The sequence below is a fragment of the Delftia sp. SD018 genome (genome assembly GCF_017355445.1).
Lineage (GTDB): Bacteria > Pseudomonadota > Gammaproteobacteria > Burkholderiales > Burkholderiaceae_C > Comamonas > Comamonas acidovorans.
In genome coordinates, this window is sequence record NZ_JADDRN010000028.1 from 46,705 (window position 1) to 66,261 (window position 19,557).

Annotated in this window: 18 protein-coding genes; 3 read left to right on the top strand and 15 right to left on the bottom strand. The window is 69.2% G+C overall.

From position 1 onward, the window contains the following. The first annotated feature begins 15 nt into the window (after window positions 1–15). Complete coding sequence (locus tag INR38_RS23330; RefSeq protein ID WP_013800968.1) at window positions 16–1,674, top strand: L-lactate permease; 1,659 nt, start codon at window positions 16–18, stop codon at window positions 1,672–1,674. 155 nt (window positions 1,675–1,829) lie between these two features. Beyond that, window positions 1,830–2,837 carry a helix-turn-helix domain-containing GNAT family N-acetyltransferase gene (locus INR38_RS23335; protein WP_207443521.1) on the top strand — a complete coding sequence of 336 codons (1,008 nt, stop codon included), beginning with the start codon at window positions 1,830–1,832 and terminating at the stop codon, window positions 2,835–2,837. A gap of 1 nt (window position 2,838) precedes the next feature. Here INR38_RS23335 and INR38_RS23340 read toward each other — a convergent pair whose 3' ends face one another. Then, window positions 2,839–3,390 (bottom strand): cupin domain-containing protein, encoded by a 552-nt coding sequence (locus INR38_RS23340; RefSeq protein WP_207443522.1) that lies wholly within the window; start codon window positions 3,388–3,390, stop codon window positions 2,839–2,841. Between the two features lie 25 nt (window positions 3,391–3,415). After that, window positions 3,416–4,360, bottom strand: a complete 945-nt coding sequence (locus INR38_RS23345) for a tripartite tricarboxylate transporter substrate binding protein (protein ID WP_012207096.1) — start codon at window positions 4,358–4,360, stop codon at window positions 3,416–3,418. Window positions 4,361–4,488: 128 nt separating this feature from the next. Here INR38_RS23345 and INR38_RS23350 point away from each other — a divergent pair, with 128 nt between their 5' ends. Continuing rightward, window positions 4,489–5,187 (top strand): TetR/AcrR family transcriptional regulator, encoded by a 699-nt coding sequence (locus INR38_RS23350; RefSeq protein ID WP_063328149.1) that lies wholly within the window; start codon window positions 4,489–4,491, stop codon window positions 5,185–5,187. A 17-nt stretch (window positions 5,188–5,204) separates the two neighbouring features. Here the strand turns inward: INR38_RS23350 and pbpC are convergent, their stop codons facing one another. The 13 genes from pbpC to INR38_RS23415 all read right to left on the bottom strand — a co-directional run bounded on the left by pbpC (window position 5,205) and on the right by INR38_RS23415 (window position 19,509). Then, entirely contained in the window at window positions 5,205–7,499 is a 2,295-nt protein-coding gene (pbpC, locus tag INR38_RS23355) for a penicillin-binding protein 1C (RefSeq protein ID WP_242699171.1), read from the bottom strand. Between the two features lie 63 nt (window positions 7,500–7,562). After that, the gene (locus INR38_RS23360) at window positions 7,563–8,123 is read right to left on the bottom strand and encodes an HdeD family acid-resistance protein (RefSeq protein WP_012207099.1); all 561 of its coding nucleotides are present in this window, start codon (window positions 8,121–8,123) and stop codon (window positions 7,563–7,565) included. Between the two features lie 94 nt (window positions 8,124–8,217). Beyond that, window positions 8,218–9,087: an endonuclease/exonuclease/phosphatase family protein gene (locus INR38_RS23365; protein WP_207443524.1), complete on the bottom strand. Its 870-nt coding sequence runs from the start codon at window positions 9,085–9,087 to the stop codon at window positions 8,218–8,220. Then, window positions 9,084–9,473, bottom strand: coding sequence for a VOC family protein (locus tag INR38_RS23370; RefSeq protein ID WP_012207101.1), 390 nt, complete (start codon window positions 9,471–9,473; stop codon window positions 9,084–9,086). The genes INR38_RS23365 and INR38_RS23370 overlap by 4 nt, the downstream gene beginning before the upstream one ends. Window positions 9,474–9,521: 48 nt before the next feature. Continuing rightward, window positions 9,522–10,370, bottom strand: coding sequence for a carbohydrate ABC transporter permease (locus INR38_RS23375; protein ID WP_097201537.1), 849 nt, complete (start codon window positions 10,368–10,370; stop codon window positions 9,522–9,524). After that, window positions 10,367–11,263, bottom strand: coding sequence for a sugar ABC transporter permease (locus INR38_RS23380; RefSeq protein WP_207443525.1), 897 nt, complete (start codon window positions 11,261–11,263; stop codon window positions 10,367–10,369). Before INR38_RS23380 ends, INR38_RS23375 begins: the two co-directional genes overlap by 4 nt. 21 nt (window positions 11,264–11,284) lie before the next feature. Then, window positions 11,285–12,580 (bottom strand): ABC transporter substrate-binding protein, encoded by a 1,296-nt coding sequence (locus INR38_RS23385; RefSeq protein ID WP_207443526.1) that lies wholly within the window; start codon window positions 12,578–12,580, stop codon window positions 11,285–11,287. A 91-nt stretch (window positions 12,581–12,671) separates the two neighbouring features. After that, entirely contained in the window at window positions 12,672–13,739 is a 1,068-nt protein-coding gene (locus INR38_RS23390; RefSeq protein ID WP_207443527.1) for an ABC transporter ATP-binding protein, read from the bottom strand. A 66-nt stretch (window positions 13,740–13,805) separates the two neighbouring features. After that, window positions 13,806–15,206 (bottom strand): amidase, encoded by a 1,401-nt coding sequence (locus INR38_RS23395; protein ID WP_034396725.1) that lies wholly within the window; start codon window positions 15,204–15,206, stop codon window positions 13,806–13,808. Between the two features lie 131 nt (window positions 15,207–15,337). Next, window positions 15,338–16,282: a helix-turn-helix domain-containing protein gene (locus tag INR38_RS23400; protein WP_207443528.1), complete on the bottom strand. Its 945-nt coding sequence runs from the start codon at window positions 16,280–16,282 to the stop codon at window positions 15,338–15,340. 95 nt (window positions 16,283–16,377) lie between these two features. Then, the gene (locus tag INR38_RS23405; protein WP_207443529.1) at window positions 16,378–18,459 is read right to left on the bottom strand and encodes a BCCT family transporter; all 2,082 of its coding nucleotides are present in this window, start codon (window positions 18,457–18,459) and stop codon (window positions 16,378–16,380) included. 186 nt (window positions 18,460–18,645) lie between these two features. Then, complete coding sequence (locus INR38_RS23410) at window positions 18,646–18,942, bottom strand: hypothetical protein (protein WP_084027320.1); 297 nt, start codon at window positions 18,940–18,942, stop codon at window positions 18,646–18,648. 39 nt (window positions 18,943–18,981) lie between these two features. Next, entirely contained in the window at window positions 18,982–19,509 is a 528-nt protein-coding gene (locus INR38_RS23415) for a DUF2867 domain-containing protein (protein ID WP_207443530.1), read from the bottom strand. Window positions 19,510–19,557 lie beyond the last annotated feature (48 nt).

Consider the following 19,557-nt stretch of genomic DNA (forward strand, 5'->3'; position numbering starts at 1 on the left):
TCAGGAGACGCTCCTATGGTTTGGCAGCAGGTCTACGACCCTCTTTCCAACATGTGGCTGTCCACACTGCTCGCGGCCATCCCGGTCGTGGTCATGCTGGTGGGATTGGGCTTTTTGCACATGAAGGCCCACCTGGCGGCCGGCGCCGGGCTGATTGCGGCGCTGGTGATCGCGGTCTTCGTCTACAACATGCCGGCAGGCATGGCCGGGCGCGCGGCGCTGTTCGGCGGCTTCACGGGGCTGCTGCCCATCGGCTGGATCGTCCTGAACATCATCTTCCTGCACCAGCTGACCGAGAAGAACGGCAGCTTCAAGATCCTGCAGGACTCCATTGCCGGCATCACCGAGGACAGGCGCATCCAGCTGCTGCTGATCGCCTTCGCCTTCGGCGCCTTCTTCGAGGGCGCGGCCGGCTTCGGCACGCCCGTGGCCGTGACGGCGGCCATCCTCATCGGACTGGGCTTTTCGCCGCTGGCCGCCTCGGGCCTGTCGCTGATCGCCAATACCGCGCCCGTGGCCTTCGGCGCGCTGGGCACGCCGGTGATCACGCTGGCCAAGGTGCACGGCTACGACCTGATGGAGGTCACTGCCATGGTCGGCCGCCAGCTGCCGTTTTTCTCGGTGCTGGTGCCGTTCTGGCTGATCTGGGCCTTTGCCGGGCGCAAGGCCATGATGGAGATCTGGCCCATCATTTTGGTGACCGGCGTGTCCTTCGCCATTCCGCAGTACCTGGTGTCCAACTTCATCGGCCCCGAGCTGGTGGACATCATCGCGGCCATCGTCTCCATGGTCTGCACGGTCGGCTTCCTGCGCATGTGGCAGCCCAGGACCATCTGGCGCTCGACCTCGCTCAAGGGCCATGAGAACAGCGGCGGCGAGGCCCAGGCGCCCCGCGCCGTGACCCAGCACCCGCGCGCCGACGTGATCCGCGCCTGGACGCCCTGGGCCATCCTCACGGTCTTCGTCTTCATCTGGGGCCTGCCCTCGGTCAAGGCCGCGCTCAACGGCCTGTTCGCCCCGGCCTTTCCCATGGAAGGCCTGCACAACCTGATCGAGAAGGTGCCGCCCGTCGTGCGCCAGCCCACCAAGGAAGGCGCCATCTACACGCTGAACCTGCTGTCGGCCACGGGCACGGGCATCCTGCTGTCGGCCATCGTGGGCGGCCTGGTCATGAAGTACAACCCCGTGCAGCTGGTCAGCCAGTTCGTGCGCACCATCTGGCTGGTGCGCTATTCGCTCATCACCATCGTGCTGATGCTGGCCCTGGGCACGCTGACGCGCTACTCGGGCACGGACACCACGCTGGGCCTGGCCTTCGCCAACACGGGCGTGTTCTACCCCTTCTTCGGCACCCTGATGGGTTGGCTGGGCGTGGCGCTGACGGGTTCGGACACGGCATCGAATGTGCTGTTCGGCGGCATGCAGAAGGTGGCGGCCGAGCAGCTGGGCCTGTCGCCCAACCTCATGGGCGCGGCCAACAGCTCGGGCGGCGTGATGGGCAAAATGATCGATGCGCAGTCCATCGTCGTCGCCTCCACGGCCACGCGCTGGTTCAACCATGAGGGCGACATCCTGCGCTACGTGTTCTTCCACTCCGTCGCCCTGGCCTGCCTGATGGGCATCTTCGTGACGCTGCAGGCCTATGTCTGGCCGTTCCGCCTGATGGTCAATTGAGCCCTGCGCATCTGCGCCAGGCCCCAGCCGCCCGCATGCGCCGGGCGGCTTTTTTACGCCTGGGGCATGCATCGCTGCATCAACAGATGCGCAGCGGCATTTATGGTTGTACCATGCAACCATATTCAAACCTTGCACGGCCCCAAGGAGCACCCATGCCGCAGCACGATCTTTCCCTGGTGGATGGCATCCGCGCCGCCTCGCGCCAGATGGTGCGCGAGCTGGGCTTCATGCAGGCCACGCTGGCGGCCACGGACTATCCGCCCTCGGCCGTGCATGCCATTCTGGAGATCGGCGCACAGGGGCGCATGGCGGCCTCGCAGCTGGCCCTGGTCCTGGGGCTGGAGAAATCCAGCGTCAGCCGCATGGTGCGCAAGCTGGTGGAGGCGGGCGAGCTGAAGGAAGCCGCCGATGGAGAGGATGGCCGCGTCAAGCAGCTGGCCCTGACCGCCAAGGGCCGGCGCACGCTGGCCGCCATCGAGGCCTTCGGGCGCCAGCAGGTGACGGCGGCGCTGGACCGCATGCAGGCGCCGCAGCAGCAGGCCGTCGCCCAAGGGCTGGCACTGTACGCCCGGGCGCTGCAGGCGCACCGGCAGGAGGAGCCCCTGCCCCAGCCCGTACCCGTGCCCGCACAGATACAGGTCCTGCCCGGATACCGGCCCGGCTGCCTGGGCCGCATCGTGGACATGCATGCGCGCTTTTATGCGCGCCACGCAGGCTTTGGCGTCTTCTTCGAAAGCCGCGTGGCCAGCGGCCTGGCCGAGTTCGCGGGCCGGCTGGACAAGCCCTGCAACCAGCTGTGGACGGCGCTGGACGGCGACCGCATCGTGGGCTCCGTGGCCATCGATGGAGAGGACCTGGGCAAGCACCCCGAGGACCGCCAGGCGCATCTGCGCTGGTTCATCCTGGAAGACGGCCTGCGCGGCGCCGGCACGGGGCGCCAGCTGCTGCAGCAGGCCTTGGCGTTCTGCGACCAGCAGGCCTTCGAGGCCACCCAGCTGTGGACCTTCCGGGGCCTGGATGCAGCACGCCGGCTCTACGAATCGTCAGGCTTCACCCTGGCCGAGGAATGGCCGGGCCAGCAATGGGGCGAGACCGTGATCGAGCAGCGCTTCGTGCGGCCACGCCCTGCCGCGGCGGCATGGGCAGGCCAGGCAACCTGAGTCAGGAGCCCTGCTCGCCCGCCACCAGCACGAAGGCAATGCGCGCAGGCCGGCCCGAGCGGTTGGCCCAGGCATGGTTGGTGCCGCGCTGTATGAGCACGTCACCGGCGCGCAGCACGGTTTCATGGCGGTCCAGGATGGCGACCAGCTCGCCCTCCAGCATCAGCGCGTAGTCCACGGTATCCGTGCGGTGCATGCCCGGATGCTCGCCGGGCTGCACGTTGCGGTGGGCGTCGCCGTACATGCGTGTAAAGGTGGCATGCAGGGCACGCGCCAGCTCCTGCGGATCGGCAGGTTCGGGCGGAATGTCCAGGATGCGCAGCACCGTGCCATAGGGCGGCGGTGCCACGCCCTGATGGATGGCAATGGTGTCGGGCGCATTGATCTGCGCGGGTGAGGCATCGGTGCGCCACAGGTTGGTGATGCGGTAGCCGGGGCGTTCCTCGACCAGGCGCACGGCGGGCGAGGCGCCGTCCTCGGCGATGAAGGAGCGGCCCTGTGCGTCGTTGGCCGTGATCACGCGGCGGATGGGGGGCAGGCTGGAATCGGTCATGGATGAAGAGCTGGCGGAAAGGAGTTCACTGCGCATGGCGTTCGGCCGCTGCGCCCTGTTTGCGGAATTCGTCGTGGATGCGCCGGTCCCACTGGCGGCGGTCCTGGTGGAAGACCACCTGGTCGCCGCGCTGGGCCACCTGCCTGACGGCATCGGACCGAGCTGCGGCGGCGCAGGCAGCGTCCAGCCGGCCCAGCACCGCCTCGGGCACGCCACGCGGCACGAACAGGCCCGCAAACGATTCCTCCTGCACCGCCATGCCCAGTTCCTTGAAGGTGGGCACCTCGGGGAAGGCCGGGTGGCGGCGCTCCGAGGCCACGGCCAGCAGGCGCAGCTTGCCCGCGCGTATCTGGGGCGCAGCCGAGGCCGCGATGCTGCTGACGAAGTCCAGCCGCCCGGCCAGCAATTCCTGTATCGAGCCGGCATCGCCCTTGTAGGGCACATGCACGAGCTTGAGGCCCTGGTCGCGCTCCAGCTGGTCCATGGCCAGGAAGGGCGCCGAGTTCGGTCCCGGCGATCCGTAGCTCAGCGAGCCCTTCTTCGCCGCCGCCACCAGCTCGCCTATCGTCTTGAAAGGGCTGTCTGCGCGCACGCTGACGCCCAGGATGTTCTCCGTCACGCCGCACAGCGGCTGCACGCTGTCGGGCCCCAGCTTCAGGCCCTTGACGTAGTGGGGCTGCACGGTGATGGGGGTCATGGGCGTGAAGGCCAGCGTCAGCCCGTCGGCCGGCGCCTGGGCCAGCACATTCATGCCGATCACGCCCGAGCCCCCGTCGCGCGAGACCACGACCACGCTCTGGCCCAGCTGCTTGCGGAATTCCTCTGCCAACGTACGCGCCATCACATCGGTGGAGCTGCCCGCCGCCCAGGGGTTGATGAGGGTCAGCGGCCGCGACGGGAACGGCTCCTGCGCGGTGGCCAGGGTGCAGCCCAGCGCCATCAGGGCGCCGAGCCACTTGCGGGTGGTCATGCTGTGTCTCCTTGTCGTTGTGTGATGGCTGCGCATGTTAATTCAGTCAGTCGACTGAATCAATCCATGTCACCACCATGCCATGGTTTGGTGCGGCAAGGGCCTGGCGCTGTCTATGATCCGCAGCCATGACGTCCAGCACCGATGACACCGCGGCCGAGGAACCCCGCGCCCAGGCCCGCGAACGCCTTCTGCAAGCCGCCGAGCAGCTGTTTGCGCGGCATGGCTACGCGGGCACGTCGCTGCGCGCCGTCATGGCGCTGGCCGAGGTAGACACGGGCGCCATCCACTACCACTTCCGCAACAAGCTGGGCCTGCTCAAGGCCTTGTTCGAGCAGCGCGTGATGGCCGTCAACGGACAGCGCCATGCGCTGCTGCAAAGGCTGGAGCAGCAGTCGCCGCAGCCCGCCGTGGAGGACATTCTTCGGGCCTTCATCGCCCCTGCGCTGCGCGCCGCCCATAGCGAGGGCGAGGCCGACTTCAACCGCGTCACGGCCCTGTGCTCGGTCGATCCCGACCAGGCAGTCAGGGAAGTGGTGTTTGCCGCCTACGACGAGGCTGCCAAACGCTTTGCGGCCCTGCTGCGCCAGGCTCTGCCGCAGCTGTCGCAGCACGATTTCCAGTGGCGCCTGGAATGCATGTACGGCGCCATGATGTACATCCGCTCCGACAACGGCCGAGTCAGCCGCATGCTGGGCGGCGGCCACCGCGCCGACCCCGTGGAGCATGTGATCGACGAGCTGGTGGCCTTCACTGCGGCGGGCTTCCGTGCGGCGGGCTTCCGTGCGGCGGGCTTCCGCGCGGCGGGCCCCCGCGCGGCGCAGTGATCACGACCGGCGCCTGATCAGCGCCCGCCCGCGCGCGAAGCCACCACGCCGGCGCCGCGCACCTCCACCTGCACGCTGTCCAGCACCTGCCCCTTGGCATCGACCAGTTCCAGCCGGTGCCGGCCGGGCCAGGGCATCCAGGCAGCGGCAGCACCCCGGCCGATCTCCTTGGGCGGCGGCTCGGCCGCGCCGGGCGGGGCGGCGCTGACCATGCGCCAGCGCAGGCTCGCATCCTGCCATTCCTGCGTGGCGGCCGTGCCCGAGGGCCGGGCCGACAGCTGCACGCGCTGTCGGTCCGGCGGAATGTCGGGGTCCAGCGCGAGGATGGTGCCGTTGGCCGGGCGCGCAATGCGCACGGGCGAGGCCGCCGAAGTCCCGCGTGTCGATGCGGATGCGGCAGGCAGGCCGCTGCCCGCCATGGCGAACAGGCTCTGCTGCGTGCCCGCCACGAACCATTCGCTGCGCGCGCTCTCCAGCGGCAGGCCCGAGGCATCGGGACCGAAGCGCACCGCCTGTTGCAGCACGCCCGCCGGCGCCTTGGGCGCGCGGCTGGGTGTGCGGGCATGCAGGAAACCCATCACGGCGGCCCAGACAGGTGCCGCGCCGCTGGTGCCGCTGACCGAGTGCATGGCCTCGCCGCGCGCATTGCCCACCCACACGCCCACGGTGTAGCGCTGCGACCAGCCCACGGCCCAGTTGTCGCGCATGTCCTTGCTGGTGCCGGTCTTGACGGCCGACCAGAAGCGTGTGGCCAGCACGCTGTCCGTGCCGAAGGTAGGCGCGCGCGCCATGGGATCGGACAGGATGTCGCCCACGATGAAGGCCGCGCGTGCGTCGATGGCCTGCACGGGCGCAGCCGACTTTTGCGCTGCGGACCCCGCGCCCGTGGGCTGCGCCGCCCAGCGCACGGGCGTCAGTTGCCCGCCGTTGGCCAGGGCGCGGTAGGCGTTGGTGAGCTGCAGCAGCGGCACCTCGGCGCTGCCCAGCGCCAGGCTGAAGCCGTGGTAGCCGCCGCTTTCGCGCAGCGGCAGGCCCAGGCGCTGCAGTTGCGAGAAGAAGGCATCGGGCGTGACCATGACCAGGGTGCGCACGGCCGGCACGTTGAGCGACGACGCCAGCGCCGTGCGGGCCGAGACCCAGCCCTTGAAGCGCCGGTCGTAGTTCTGCGGGATGTAGAGCCCGTTCTGCGTGGGAATGTGGGCCGATGAATCCTCGATCAGCGAGGCCGCCGTCAGCCGCCGCTCGGCAATCGCCTGGGCATAGAGAAAGGGCTTGAGCGTGGAGCCGGGCTGGCGCATGGCCGTGACACCGTCCACCTCGGCCGCCTGGCTCAATTCGCCCGATGAGCCCACCCAGGCCAGCACCTCGCCCGTGGCGTTGTCCAGCACGACGATGGCGCCGTCCTCCACGTTGCGGCCCTGCAGCTCGCGCAGTTGCTGCTGCAGGCTTTGCACGGCAAAGCGCTGCACGGGCGCGCTCAGCGTGGATCGCACGCGGGCCTGGCCTTTGGACTGCGGCTCGGCCAGCAGGCGGCGCGCCAGGTGCGGGGCCTGGCCTTCGCTGGCCGCCCATTGCCGGCGCAGCAGCACACTGGCGGTGAGCAATTCCATGGCCGTGCAGTCGCGCGCCGCCGCATCCTCGGGCGCCAGCGACTGCAGCACGCCGCAGGCGCGCCGGCCCACGCGCTCGGGCGAGGCGTTGGGGGCACGCACCAGGGCGGCGGCAATGGCGGCCTCGCGCGCGTCCAGCCCGTGCGCGGCCTTGCCGAACAGGGTGCGCGACAGCGCATCGATGCCCACGATCTCGCCACGGAAGGGCACCAGGTTCAGGTAGGCCTCCAGGATCTGGTCCTTGCGCCAGCGCCGGTCCAGCACCTGGGCCGAGACGGTCTGGCCCAGTTTCTGCACCACGCTGCGCCCGCCCGGGCCCTGGCGCCAGTCGCCGTCGAGCAGGCCCGCCAACTGCATGGTGATGGTGCTGGCGCCGCGCGTGCGCTGGTTCCAGAGGTTGCCCCAGGCTGCGGAGGACACGGCCGCCCAGTCCACGCCGCTGTGCTCGTAGAAGCGCTTGTCCTCGCTGAGCACCAGGGCCGTGCGCAACGCGGGCGAGATGTCAGCCAGGGCCACCCAGTCGCCACGGCGCACGCTGGCGTCGGTGCGCTGGCGCTGCAGCACCTCGCCCTCGCGCGAGAGCAGTTCGGTCTCGGAGGAGCGGTGGCCTTCGCGGACTTCGGAAAAGCTGGGCAGCGCCTGGGCGGCACCTGCCGCCGCGAACAGCAGCGCGGCCGCCAGGGCCGCGCGGGGAAGACGCATGAAGGGAGAAGGTCGCCGGGATTCGATCATGGAGCCGGCATTGTCCGCCTTTGCACCAGCGGCTCAGGAAGAATGGCGTATGCCCTTCTTGAGCTTGAAGGACAGCAGCACCATGAGCACGCCGAAGACCACCGCATACGTGGCCAGCACCCAGAGCATGGCCATCATGCCCGCGCCCGGCTGGGCCAGCACGAAGGCGCCGAACAGCACGGACAGCACGCCGCCCAGGATCAGCAGCCACTCGCCCGTGATCTCCTTGCGCAGCCGCACGGCCGCCACGATCTGCAGCAGGCCCGTGACCAGGGCCCAGGCGCCGATGTACAGCGTCATCACCAGCGCCGTGACGCCGGGCGCGACCACGGTGAGCACGCCCACCACCACGCCGGCCAGGCCCCACAGCAGCAGCACCCACCAATGGCGCATCTGGTCGCGCCCCTGGATGGCCGAGTACACGCCCAGCAGGCCATCGACGAAGGTGAAGGCGCCGAAGGTCAGCACCAGCGCCGCCAGCGATACCGCCGGCTGCGCCCAGGTCAGCACGCCGAAGGCGATGGCGACCAGACCGCGCAGCAGCAGCACCCACCAGGTGCGGTGAAGAATCGTGGACAGCGGATTGGGGCTCATGGATGCTCCTTCAAAACAGTCCCCATGACCTTGGAGCAGGCCCGCCACACTGTCTGTAGGCGAAGGCCGGCTTGGCGGCGGACCCTGACCTGGATCAATCCAGTTGCAGCAGCACGGGCTGGTGGTCCGAGAGCCTTGTGTCGCTGTCCACGGCCCAGCCACGCACATGGCCGCGCAGGCTGTCGCTGACCCAGGCGAAATCGCAGGCGCCGGGCTCGGGGCCCCACTGGCGGTCGAACAACCGGAAGGTGGGCGGCTGGGGCTGGTCCGGGTGCAGCACGCTCCAGCTGTTGTGCCACTGGCCGGCACTCAGGGCGCCCTGCTCGCCGGCCGCCCAGGGGGCGGACAGGCCGGCGTATTCGTCCTCATGGGGCTCGAAGTTGAAGTCGCCGCAGAGCACGGCATGCGGCGTGTGCGGCTTGGTCTGCTGGGGCGAGCCGTCGCTGGCAGGCTGGGGCGGCGCCTCGGCCTGGCCCAGGGCCTCGATCTGCAGGGAACGCAGCGCCAGCGCCTGGGCCATGCGCTGGCGGCGCGAGAAATATTCGAGGTGGGTGCTCATCACCCGCACGGGGCCCAGCGCGGCATCCATCACCGTGGCCGCCGTGCAGCAGCGCGGCATGCTGCGCACGCCGCCGTCGTGCGGATACGGCAGGCGGTGGTGGGCCAGTTGCAGCACCGGCAGGCGCGTGGCCACCAGGTTGCCAAAGCGCTGCCGGCCCACGGCCGTGAACTCGTCCACGGCGGCGCCGAAGAAGACCTTCCAGCCTTCGGGCAGGGCCTGGCGGATCTGCTCCACCTGGTCGCCGGGCGCGCCCTGCAGGCCGGGATAGTGGATAGCGATTTCCTGCAGGCACAGCACGTCGATATCGGCCATGGACAGCGCATGCGCCACGATGCGCTGCGGGTCCATGCGGCCGTCCAGGCCCAGGCACCATTGGGTGTTCCAGGTGAGGATCTGCATCATGCGGGCAGCGGCTCGCGCAGCTGGAACAGGTTGCCTTCGGGGTCCATGGCGTTGCAGACGCGAAAGCCCGGCCCCTGCCAGGACTGCTCCCACAGCTGGCCGCCATGTGCGATGACCAGGGGACGAACGGCCGCGAAGCTGGTCACGGTGGCAAAGAATTTGAGGGCCACGTTCTCGCGCGGCTGGGGTGGCTCGGTGATGGTGATGTGCCGCGCAATCGCCTCGGGAATGGCGTGCAGCACCAGTTGCAGGTCCGGCGACTGCAGCACCATGAGCTCGCTCGTGTGGTGCAGCATGCGCATGGCCAGCACCTCCATGTAGAACAGCGCCAGCCGGTCAGGCTGCTTGGCGTAGATGAACAGACCTGCGGATGCGGGACCGGACATGGTGGACCTCGGGGTGAAAGGCTGGGACAAGGAACTTTAGCACCGCCCTCACTTGATCCCCGCACGCATGAAGCTCTGCACGAACTGGCGCTGGAACAGCACGAAGGCCACCAGCAGCGGGCCCGAGCTCATCAGCGTGGCGGCCGTGATGGTGGCCCATTCCACGCCAGACTCCACGCTGGAGAACACCTGCAGCCCCACGGTGAGTGGGCGCGCCTGCACGCTGTTGGTGATGATCAGCGGCCACAGGAAGTTGTTCCAGTGAAAGCTCACCGACACCAGCGCAAACGCCAGGTACACGGGCCGCGCCAGCGGCACGTAGACGCGCCACAGGATCTGCAGGGTGTTGGCGCCCTCCACCCGCGCGGCCTCGTCCAGTTCCCGGGGAATGCCCAGGAAGGTCTGGCGCAGCAAAAAGATGGCAAAGGCCGATGCGAAGTACGGCAGGCCGATGCCCAGCAGCGTATCGACGGCGCCCAGGCGCGACAGGGTCTGGTAGTTCGCCACCAGCAGGATGTCCGGCATGATCATCAGTTGCACCAGCACCAGGGCAAAGGCCAGGCCCTGGCCGCGAAAGCGGTAGCGCGCAAAGGCATAGGCGGCCAGCGTGCCCAGCACCAGCTGGGCCGCCAAAATCATGACCACCAGCACGGCCGTGTTCAGGAAATAGCGCGCAAAGGGCGCGGCCTGCCAGGCACGGCGAAAGTTCTCCAGCGTCCAGGGCGCGGCCAGGTCGAAGCGTGCCGAGTATTCGGGCGGATGGAAGGCCGTCCAGAACGCATAGGCCAGCGGCAGTATCCACAGCAGGGCCAGCAACCAGGCGGCCAGCGTGTCCAGCCAGGTGGCGCCGTACAGCGCGGGCGGCGCATGGCGCGGGGCAATGGGTGCGGCGCTCATTGGTAGTGCACCTTTTTGTCGAGCACGAAGAACTGCAGCAGCGCCACGGCCGCCAGCACGGCGACCAGCACCACGGTCAGGGCCGCCGCATAGCCCGTGTCCCAGAACTTGAAGCCCACTTCGTACAGGTGATAGAGCAGCAGCGTGGAGGCGTTGTCCGGCCCGCCGCGCGTGAGGATGAAGAGATGGTCCACCAGGCGGAAGGCATTGATCACCGCGTTGACCAGCACGAACAGCGTGGTCGGCATCAGCAGCGGCCACTGCACGCGGCGCAGGAAGTACCAGCGCGAGGCCCCCTCGATGGCCGCCGCCTCCTTGAGGCTGGGGTTGAGCGTCTGCAGCGCGGCCAGGTAGAAGATCATGAAAAAGCCCGCCTCCTTCCACACCGCCACCACGGTCACACAGGCCAGCGCCGTGGACGGATCGCCCAGCCAGTTGTGCGCGGGAAGGCCCAGTGCGCCGCGCAGCTGCTCCAGCAGCCCGTACTGCGGGGTGTAGAAGAACAGCCAGATGTTGGCCACGGCAATCATGGGCAGCACCGTGGGCGTGAAGTACGCCATGCGCACGAAGGCGCGGCCGGCCAGCTTCTCGTTGACCCACAGCGCCATGGCCAGCGCCAGTGCCATGGACAGCGGAATCGTGGCCGCCGCAAACCACAGGTTGTTGCGCACGGCCTGCCAGAACACCGGGTCGTCCACCATGACGGCGTAGTTCTCCAGCCCCACCCATGGCCCCGGCTGGCCGCCGCGCGGCGTGGCATGCAGGCTGTCGATCAGCGTGGCCACGGCCGGCCAGTGCGTGAAGGCCACCAGCAGCACCAGCGCCGGCAGCAGCATCAGCCAGGCATGGACGGCCTGGCGGCCGCGGACAAGGGAGGCGGGAGCGGAGCTCATGCGGTCAGCGGCACTGCGCCATCACTTGTAGCGGCGCAGGAGGCGGTCTGCTTCCTTTTGCGCATCCTGCAGGGCCTGGGCCGAGGTCTTGCTGCCGTTGAGGGCGGCCTGCACGGCGTCGTTGAGCACCTTGGTCACGCGCTGGTTCTCATGCGTGGAGAACTCGGCCACCGATACCGGCAGCTGGTCGCGCGCCACCAGGGCCTGCGGGAAGTCCTGCCCGTACTTCTTGAGCGCGGGCGTGTCATAGGCGGCGGGCGAGACGGCCACGTAGCCGCTGTCCATGCTCCACTGCGCGGCCAGCGGGGGCTGGGTGACCCACTTCATGAACTGGAAGGCCGCCTCCTGCTGCTCCCGGGGCGCCTTCTTGAACAGGTAGAAATTGCCGCCGCCCGTGGGCGAGCCCTTGCGCACGTTGCCTGCGATCTGGCCCACGCCGAAGTCGAATTTGGCATTGGCACGGATATTGGTCAGGTTGCCCGTGGTGGTGACGATGATCGCGGCCTTCTTTTCCATGAAGTCCTTGGGCGTCGTGCCCCACTCCACCACGCCGGCCGGGTGCACGCCCTCCTTGACCAGGCCCACCCAGAAGTCCAGCGCCTCCACTACCTTGGGGCTGTCCAGCGTGACCTGGGTGCCGGCCTCGTTGGCCAGCAGCACGTCATTGGGCGTGGTCAGGGTCTGCAGCATCCAGTAGGCAAAGCCCGTGGACGGGATCTGGATACCGTACTGCACGACCTTGCCGCCGGCGTCCTTCTTCGTCAGCCTGTGGGCGGCTTCCTTGAGTTCCTTCCAGTTCTGCGGCGCCTTGTTCGGGTCCAGGCCGGCTTCCTTGAAGGCTTCCTTGTTGTAGTACATGACCACGGTGGAACGCTGGAAGGGCACGCCCCAGGTCTTGCCGCCCGCCTGGCTGTTGGCCATGAAGGCCGGGTAGAAGCCCTTGAGCCAGGCCCGGTCGGCATCGGTCTTAACGAAGTCGTCGATGGGGGCGATGGCGTCCTCGTCGATCAGCGTGAACATGTCGGTGGACAGCAGCACCGAGCTGGCCGGCGGCTTGCCCGACTTGTGGGCCGTCAGCGCCTTGACGATGGTTTCCTGGTAGGTGCCCGCATAGACGGGCGTGATCCGGTACTGCGGATGGGCCTTGTTGAACTCGGCCGCATAGCCGTCGATCACCTTGGTGATGGGGCCGCCCACGGCCACGGGGTAGTAGAACGGCACCTCCAGCGGCGTCTGCGCGCTGGCGGTGTTCAGCAGGCCCGTGGCGGCCACGGCGGCAGCGGCTGCGAGGGTTTTGAGGAAGGCATGGCGTTGCATGGCGGACTCTCCTGGAAGGTGCTTCGGATGCGAAAGCCGGAACGGCTGAAACGGTGGAACTGCGGAGGAAGATAGGAGCGGTGCCTCGGCATCAGGCCGTGCAGCGCCGCCCCTTTTGGTCAAAGAAATGCGTGGCCTCGCGCGCCCAGCGCAGGCCCACGAGCTGGCCCGGCTGCAGGCCGCCGAGCTGGCTGCCAGCGGTGCGCACCATCAGTTGCTCGCTGCCCACGCGGCAGCGCAGCACCAGGTCGGCGCCCAGGTATTCGAGGCTTTCGATGTCGGCAGCCACCACGGGGCCGCTGCCGACATCGCCATGGAGCGACAGGCGCATGTCCTCGGGCCTGACGCCCAGCCAGCGCGCCTGGCCCGGCTGCTGCAGGCCGGCGGGCGCGGCGCTGGCATGGCTGCCCGCGATGTGCAGGCCGTCGAGGCGCGCGATGTTCATGGCCGGCGTGCCGATGAAGCGCGCCGCAAAGGTGGTGGCGGGCCGGCTGTAGATCTCCTGGGGCGCGGCGCACTGCTCCACGCGCCCCTGGCTGAGCAGCACCACCTGGTCGGCCATGCCCATGGCCTCGGCCTGGTCGTGCGTGACATAGACCACGGTCAGGCCCAGGCGCCGCTGCAGCTCGCGCAGCTCGGTGCGCATTTCCTGGCGCAGCTGGGCGTCGAGGTTGGACAGCGGCTCATCCATCAGGCAGACGCGGGCGCGGGCCACCAGGGCGCGGCCCAGCGCCACGCGCTGCTGCTGGCCGCCCGACAGCTGGCCGGGCCGGCGCGCCAGCAGCGCGTCCAGGCCCAGCAGCGCGGCGGCCTCGTCGATGCGCCGGCGCGCCTCGGCCGCCGGGACCTTGCGCACGGACAGGCCGAAGCCGATGTTCTGCGCCACCGTCAGGTGCGGGAACAGCGCGTAGTTCTGGAACACCATGGCAATGCCGCGCCGAGCGGGCGGCAGGTGGGTGACGTCCTGGCCATCGATGCGCACGCGGCCCGAGGTGGCGCTTTCCAGGCCCGCGATGATGCGCAGCGTGGTGGACTTGCCGCAGCCCGAGGGACCGAGCAGCACGCAAAAGGATCCGGGTTCAATGCGCAGATCCAGCGCCTGCAGTGCCGTGGTGCCGCCCCAGGACTTGGCGACACCTTCCATCTCGATCAAGGACATCACGCCAGTCTAGGAAGGCTGTGTGACAAGCCCGTGTCGCGCCACCGGACTGGCGGCTCAGACAGCTCAGGCAGCAGGGTGCCGTCTGTGCCAGTCCGTGGCCTGCTGGAACGCCCAGCCCGCGCGCACCAGCAGGTCTTCGCGGAAGTCGGGGGCAACGAACTGGAAGGCCACGGGCGCGCCCTCAGGAGTGCGTCCGCCGGGCAGCGTGATCGTGGGGCTGCCCGTGAGGTCGAACGGGCAGGTGTAGCGCAGCATGCCCGAGAACAGCTCGGCATCGGAGCCGAAATGCGCCATGCGTTGCAGCGTGGGGGCCGCAAAGGCCGTGGCGGGAACCAGCAGCAGGTCCACCTGAGCGAAGAGTGCGCGCACCCGGCCCGTGAAGTCCGCGCGGCGCAGCAGCAGCCGCTGGTAGTCGGTGGCGGACAGGCCCAGCCCCAGGTCGATCAGCCCGGCGAGCCCGGGGCCATAGGCCTCGCGCCGTGCAGGGAAAGTGGCGCCGTGCGCCACGGCGGTCTCCACCGCGCACAGCGCCGGCCAGTCCTCCACCGCCTGGGTGGCATCGGGAAAGCGGACCTCCTGCACGCTGGCACCCAGGCGCTGCGCCACCGCCAGGGCCTGCTCCACCGCCTGGCGGGAGGGGGCATCCACGCCGTCCAGTGCCCATTGCCGGTCCATGCCCAGGCGCAGGCCGGAGAATCCGCGCGTCATCATGGCCAGATAGTCGGGCACGCTGCACTGGCTGGCCGTAGGGTCCAGCGGGTCCGCCCCGGCGATGGCCGCGAGCATGGCTGCGGCATCGGCGGCACTGCGCGCCATCGGGCCTATGTGGTCCAGGGACGCGGCCAATTCGAAGGCGCCGTGGCGGCTCACCCTGCCCCAGGTGGGCTTGAGCCCCGTGATGCCGTTGGCGGCCGATGGAAAGCGGATGGAGCCCCCGGTGTCCGTGCCCAGCGATCCGAAGCACAGCCCCGCCGCCGTGGCCACGCCCGAGCCGCTGGACGAGGCCCCGGGCCATAGCTGGGCGCCCCAGGGGTTGACGGGGGCAGTGATCTCGGGATGGTGGTCTGCGAAGGCGCCTTCGGTCTGCTGCAGCTTGCCCAGGATGACGGCGCCGGCCTCGCGCAGCCTGCGCACCACGGTGGCATCTTCCGTGGGGCGATGGTCGCGGTGCAGCGTCATTCCATGCGTGGTGGGGACGCCCCGGGTCCACAGCAGGTCCTTGAGCGCCAGCGGCACGCCGTGCAGCGCACCGCGGCGGCGGCCCTGCGCGATCTCGGCGTCGGCGCGGCGGGCGTCCTCCAGCGCCTGCTGCGCCATCACCGTCACGTAGCTGTGCAGCCGCGCATCCACGGCCTCGATGCGCGCCAGCATGTGGCGGGTCACCTCTTCCGAGGAAATGCGGCGGGACTGGATCTCACGCCCCACCTCCAGCAGTTCGAGATGGTGCAGTTCGCTGTCGTTCATGGCATGTCTCCCGGCGCCCGGCTCCGGGGCGCCACCGTTGTTGCACTGGAAAAGCCGCACGGGACGCACGGCAGGCCCATGCTAGGGAGCCGGCGGCACGCACGCTTGTTCGTGAGGGACAGCGACCTTGCTCAGGCGGCCAGCAGGCTGCGGGGCGTGCAGCCGAACGCCTTGCGAAAGGCACGGCTGAAGTGCGCCGCATCGGAGAACCCATGCGCGAAGGCCGCCTCGGTCACGCTGGAGCAGCGCCCCTGCATCAGGGCCTGGCGGCTGGCCTGCAACCGCAGCTGCCATACCAGGCCCATGGGCGTCTGGTTGCGCCGCGCAAAGGCCCGCGTCACGGTACGCGGCGAGACGTTGTGCTGCTGCGCCAGCCATTGCAGCGACAGCTCGGGCGAGCCCAGGTTGTCCTGGATGAACGCCTGGATGCGGCCGTGCAGGTCCCGTTCCGCGCGGGGCTGCACGGCCATTTCCTGCATCTCCAGCGCCAGGGCCAGCACGTCGAGCAGCGCCATGCCGAAGCGCTGCGCCAAGGCATCACCGTGCGGCGCAGGCGGCATGGCGATGGCCTCGCCGAGCATGGCCCGCAGCGGCGCCACGGCCGGGGCATGGCCATGCAGCGCCCGGCCCGCGTGCGAGGGTGCACGGGCAAAGCGATTCAACAATTCGCTGCGTGGAATGCGCATCAGCAGGATATCGCGGGGCGCCACCGAGAATTCGAAAGGCTGCGCAGCGTCATAAAGCACCAGATTGCCCGCGCTCAGCCGGGCCACTTGCCCGCCCTGGCGCACCTCGGCCTGGCCCTGGAGCAGATAGCCGAGCCACAGCTCGTCGCGGGCATGCAGGCGCAGGTGGGCTGCGTTGCGCACCCAGCGGTGGCTGGGCGCCGACATGGCACTGATCTCCAGCAGTCCCAGGGACCGCACGGACAGCGTGGCCCCGAAGCCGCCGGGACCGGCACCATCCCCCTCGGCGCGGTGGCTGTCGGCCGGGATGCAGTGGCGGCAGACCACCTCGTGCCAGTAGTCGAAACGATGGCGTGGCTCCTGCGAATGGGTAGAGTATTCGAGCTGCATGGCAGCGCCCAGTATCCGCAGGCGGCCACCGGCTGGCACCCCGGTGTTTACCCAAAGGCCCGGGATGCCGCGACGGCGGCGCTGCCAGGCACGGCTCAGCTGTGGCCCGGCGCCCGGTTCAGCAGATGCGTGCGCTGGTCGGCGCTCAGCGACAGGTAGCGCTCGTAGTGGCGCAGGATGTCGGCGATGACTTCCTCGCTGCGCAGGTACTGGATGTCGTGGCCCAGGCGGCCGTCCTCGAAGAACGTGATGGGCTCATAGACATGGCGGCGCTCCTGCTCGCTGGCCGCCTCGCTCACCAGGAAGGTAGGCACCGTGCGGCGCGTGGCGCGCACGCCGTAGACGAAGTCGCGCAGCGAGGGATCGGGCACGGTCAGGCGCACGGCGCCCTCGCCATCCAGGTCCTCGGTGACCACGGCCTGCACGCCGCGCCTTTGCATCTCGGCGGCCACCTCGTTCATGGCCGGCAGCACCACGCCGGCCAGGAACCTGCGCACATCGGCGCGCGAGGGCTGGTGCACGATCTGCTCCAGGCGCTTGCGCCAGTGCTGGCCGCTCCAGAAGCTGGTGGCCGGAGCCAGGTCGGGCGAGAAGTGCGCGCGGTCGGCCTGCAGGCCGCGCCACAGCCCGTAGCACAGCGCCAGCATGATGACGGCCACCGGCAGGGCCGCCACCAGGGTCATGGCCTGCAGCGCCTTGAGGCCGCCGGCCAGCATCAGCACCATGGCCGTCACGCCCAGCACGGCAGCCCAGAACAGCCGCTGCCAGACCGGCGAACGCGCATGGCCGCGCGAGGCGATGTTGTCCACCACGAAGGCCCCGGAGTCCGCCGAGGTGACGAAGAACACCGCGATCAGCACGATGGTGAGCCAGGCCACAGGCTTGAACCAGGGCAGGTACTCGAAGAAGCGGAACAGCAGCGCATCCACGTTCGAGGCCGTCTGCCCCAACGCGCCCATGGCCACGTGGGTGTCTATCCAGATGGCGCTGTTGCCGAAGGCCGTCATCCACAGCAGGTTGAAGGCCGTGGGCACCAGCAGCACGCCGGTCACGAACTGGCGGATGGTGCGCCCGCGTGAGATGCGCGCGATGAACATGCCCACGAAGGGCGACCAGGAGATCCACCAGGCCCAGTAGAGGATGGTCCAGCCGCCGAACCAGCCTTCCTGGCTGGGCGGCTCGTAGGCGAAGGTGCGGAACGACAGCTGGACCAGGCCAGACAGGTAGTTGCCGATGTTCTCGCTCAGCGCCTCGAACAGGAAGACCGTGGGCCCGGCCACGATGACGAAGGCCAGCAGGATGAAGGCCAGCACGAGATTGAACTCGCTCAGGCGGCGCACGCCCTTGTCCAGGCCCGAGACGGCCGACAGCCCGGCCAGGCCGACCACGATGACGATGACCGAGATGCGGAACAGCGCCGTGGAGGTGTCCCAGCCCGTCAGCGTGTGCAGGCCGGCGGCCAGCTGCAGCGCGCCATAGCCCAGCGTGGTGGCGATACCCGCGATGGTGCCCACCAGCGCGAAGGCATCCACGCTGTGGCCGATGGGGCCGTTGATGCGCTTGCCCAGCAGCGGGTACAGGCCCGAGCGCATGGTCAGCGGCAGGTTGTAGCGAAAGCCGAAATAGGCCAGCACCAGGCCCATGGTCCCGTAGACGGCCCAGGCATGGAAGCCCCAGTGGAAGAAGGTGGACTGCAGCGCCTCGCGCGCGGCAGCCGGCGTGGAAGGCACGGCCGTGGGCGGCTTGAGGAAATGCTGCAGCGGCTCGCCCACGCCGAAGTACATCAGGCCGATGCCCATGCCGGCGGCGAACAGCATGGCGGTCCAGGAGATGAAGCTGAACTCGGGCTCCGCATCATCGGGACCCAGGCGGATATCACCGAAACGGCTGGACGCGACGAAGATCAGAAAGACCAGGAACAGCGTGACCGAGACGGCATAGAACCAGTCCATGTGCCCCACCACCCAGTCCTGGGCGCTGGAGAACAGCCGGTCGGCGCTGTCGGGCATGAGGCCGCAGTACAGCAGCAGCAGGCCCAGCACCAGCAGGGAAGGAATGACAACGGGGCCCGAGAACGTGATGCGCGGTGCAGGCTCGGCTGGCGATGGCGTGGCCGCCTGCGGTGCATCCGGTGGCGCGGGTGGCGCCGGTCGGGGATCGGTGGTCGTGTCTGGCATATACCCTCTCTCTTGTGATCAATGGTGTGCCCGGGAACCGATTCGCAATGGTGGCGGCCCTGCCCTTGTGGGGCGGGCCGCGTTCCCTGCTCGGGGGATGTCCGCCGGGCAAAGGCCGCAAGTATGCAAGGGCGGCGTGGAAGCAGGCGTCGGACGCCAACGCCAAAGGCTTCCGATTTGCTGACTTCAGGGCCGACGCCCCAGCACGCTGCTCCAGCGCGCCAGCGCAGCCAGTACGGCGGGCCAGAACACGGTATTGGCAATGTCGTGCAGGCTGGCGCCCCAGCGCCAATACCCCAGGCTCGCGATATCGTCGCGCATGTCCAGCAGCTCGCCCGTCATGGCCACCGCCAGGGCCGCCAGGAGGGGCGTCCAGCTGCCCAGGGGTCTGCGCAGCACGGCGCAGGCGGCCAGCGCCACCGTCAGGCCCACGTAGATATGCAAGGCGTCCTTGGACAGCCCCGAGGCACCCACGACGGCCATTTTGATGGCTTGGACAGCCGACGGCTCCATCCGCAGCTTTCAGCCGGCCAGCTTGGCCACCACGGCCGGGGCGATGACGCGGTGGGCCGGCGCCACGCCCAGCATGTAGATACGGCCCAAGGCATTGTGCACATGGACCACGGTGGACATGGCGGCGGTGAAGGTGCCGGACGGCGCGCCCTCGGGGCCGGGCAGCCGCATGAGGGAGACCTGCACGTCCAGGTGCCGGTCGCTGTCGCCCAGGACCACTTCGCTGTCGCTCAGGGCATGGACACGGAAGATGCCGGCGCGGTCGCCCACGCGGTAGCTCGATGGCTGGCGCTGCGCATCGACGCCGCTGAGCGTGCCCAGGTCCTTGATGCCGAAGGGCGCCACCACGCGGTTGCGCAGGCGCATCAGAAAGTCGATCCAGCCCGGTGTGCGGCCCACGCAGCGCAGGTACAGCGCCATGGGACTGCTGCCGTCGTCCGGCAATTGCAGCTGGTAGCTGTCGTGGAAATAGGCGGTCTTGAGGCGGTCCTGCAGGGCGCTGCCTGCGGGAACCGGGGAGAGGATGACTTGTGCCATGGAGCGGAGGGTGATGAAAAAAGGGGGCGGTCCTGCAGCCATCATAGG

Coding starts and splice junctions, on each gene's coding strand:
- INR38_RS23365 (WP_207443524.1), bottom strand. CDS start 9,087: ATGATGCAGATCCTCACCTGGAACACCCAATGGTGCCTGGGCCTGGAC.
- INR38_RS23345 (WP_012207096.1), bottom strand. CDS start 4,360: ATGACCACCCGCAAGTGGCTCGGCGCCCTGATGGCGCTGGGCTGCACC.
- INR38_RS23375 (WP_097201537.1), bottom strand. CDS start 10,370: ATGAGCGCCGCACCCATTGCCCCGCGCCATGCGCCGCCCGCGCTGTAC.
- INR38_RS23350 (WP_063328149.1), top strand. CDS start 4,489: ATGACGTCCAGCACCGATGACACCGCGGCCGAGGAACCCCGCGCCCAG.
- INR38_RS23380 (WP_207443525.1), bottom strand. CDS start 11,263: ATGAGCTCCGCTCCCGCCTCCCTTGTCCGCGGCCGCCAGGCCGTCCAT.
- pbpC (WP_242699171.1), bottom strand. CDS start 7,499: ATGCGTCTTCCCCGCGCGGCCCTGGCGGCCGCGCTGCTGTTCGCGGCG.
- INR38_RS23400 (WP_207443528.1), bottom strand. CDS start 16,282: ATGCAGCTCGAATACTCTACCCATTCGCAGGAGCCACGCCATCGTTTC.
- INR38_RS23415 (WP_207443530.1), bottom strand. CDS start 19,509: ATGGCACAAGTCATCCTCTCCCCGGTTCCCGCAGGCAGCGCCCTGCAG.
- INR38_RS23335 (WP_207443521.1), top strand. CDS start 1,830: ATGCCGCAGCACGATCTTTCCCTGGTGGATGGCATCCGCGCCGCCTCG.
- INR38_RS23395 (WP_034396725.1), bottom strand. CDS start 15,206: ATGAACGACAGCGAACTGCACCATCTCGAACTGCTGGAGGTGGGGCGT.
- INR38_RS23390 (WP_207443527.1), bottom strand. CDS start 13,739: ATGTCCTTGATCGAGATGGAAGGTGTCGCCAAGTCCTGGGGCGGCACC.
- INR38_RS23370 (WP_012207101.1), bottom strand. CDS start 9,473: ATGTCCGGTCCCGCATCCGCAGGTCTGTTCATCTACGCCAAGCAGCCT.
- INR38_RS23330 (WP_013800968.1), top strand. CDS start 16: ATGGTTTGGCAGCAGGTCTACGACCCTCTTTCCAACATGTGGCTGTCC.
- INR38_RS23410 (WP_084027320.1), bottom strand. CDS start 18,942: ATGGCCGTCGTGGGTGCCTCGGGGCTGTCCAAGGACGCCTTGCATATC.
- INR38_RS23340 (WP_207443522.1), bottom strand. CDS start 3,390: ATGACCGATTCCAGCCTGCCCCCCATCCGCCGCGTGATCACGGCCAAC.
- INR38_RS23360 (WP_012207099.1), bottom strand. CDS start 8,123: ATGAGCCCCAATCCGCTGTCCACGATTCTTCACCGCACCTGGTGGGTG.
- INR38_RS23405 (WP_207443529.1), bottom strand. CDS start 18,459: ATGCCAGACACGACCACCGATCCCCGACCGGCGCCACCCGCGCCACCG.
- INR38_RS23385 (WP_207443526.1), bottom strand. CDS start 12,580: ATGCAACGCCATGCCTTCCTCAAAACCCTCGCAGCCGCTGCCGCCGTG.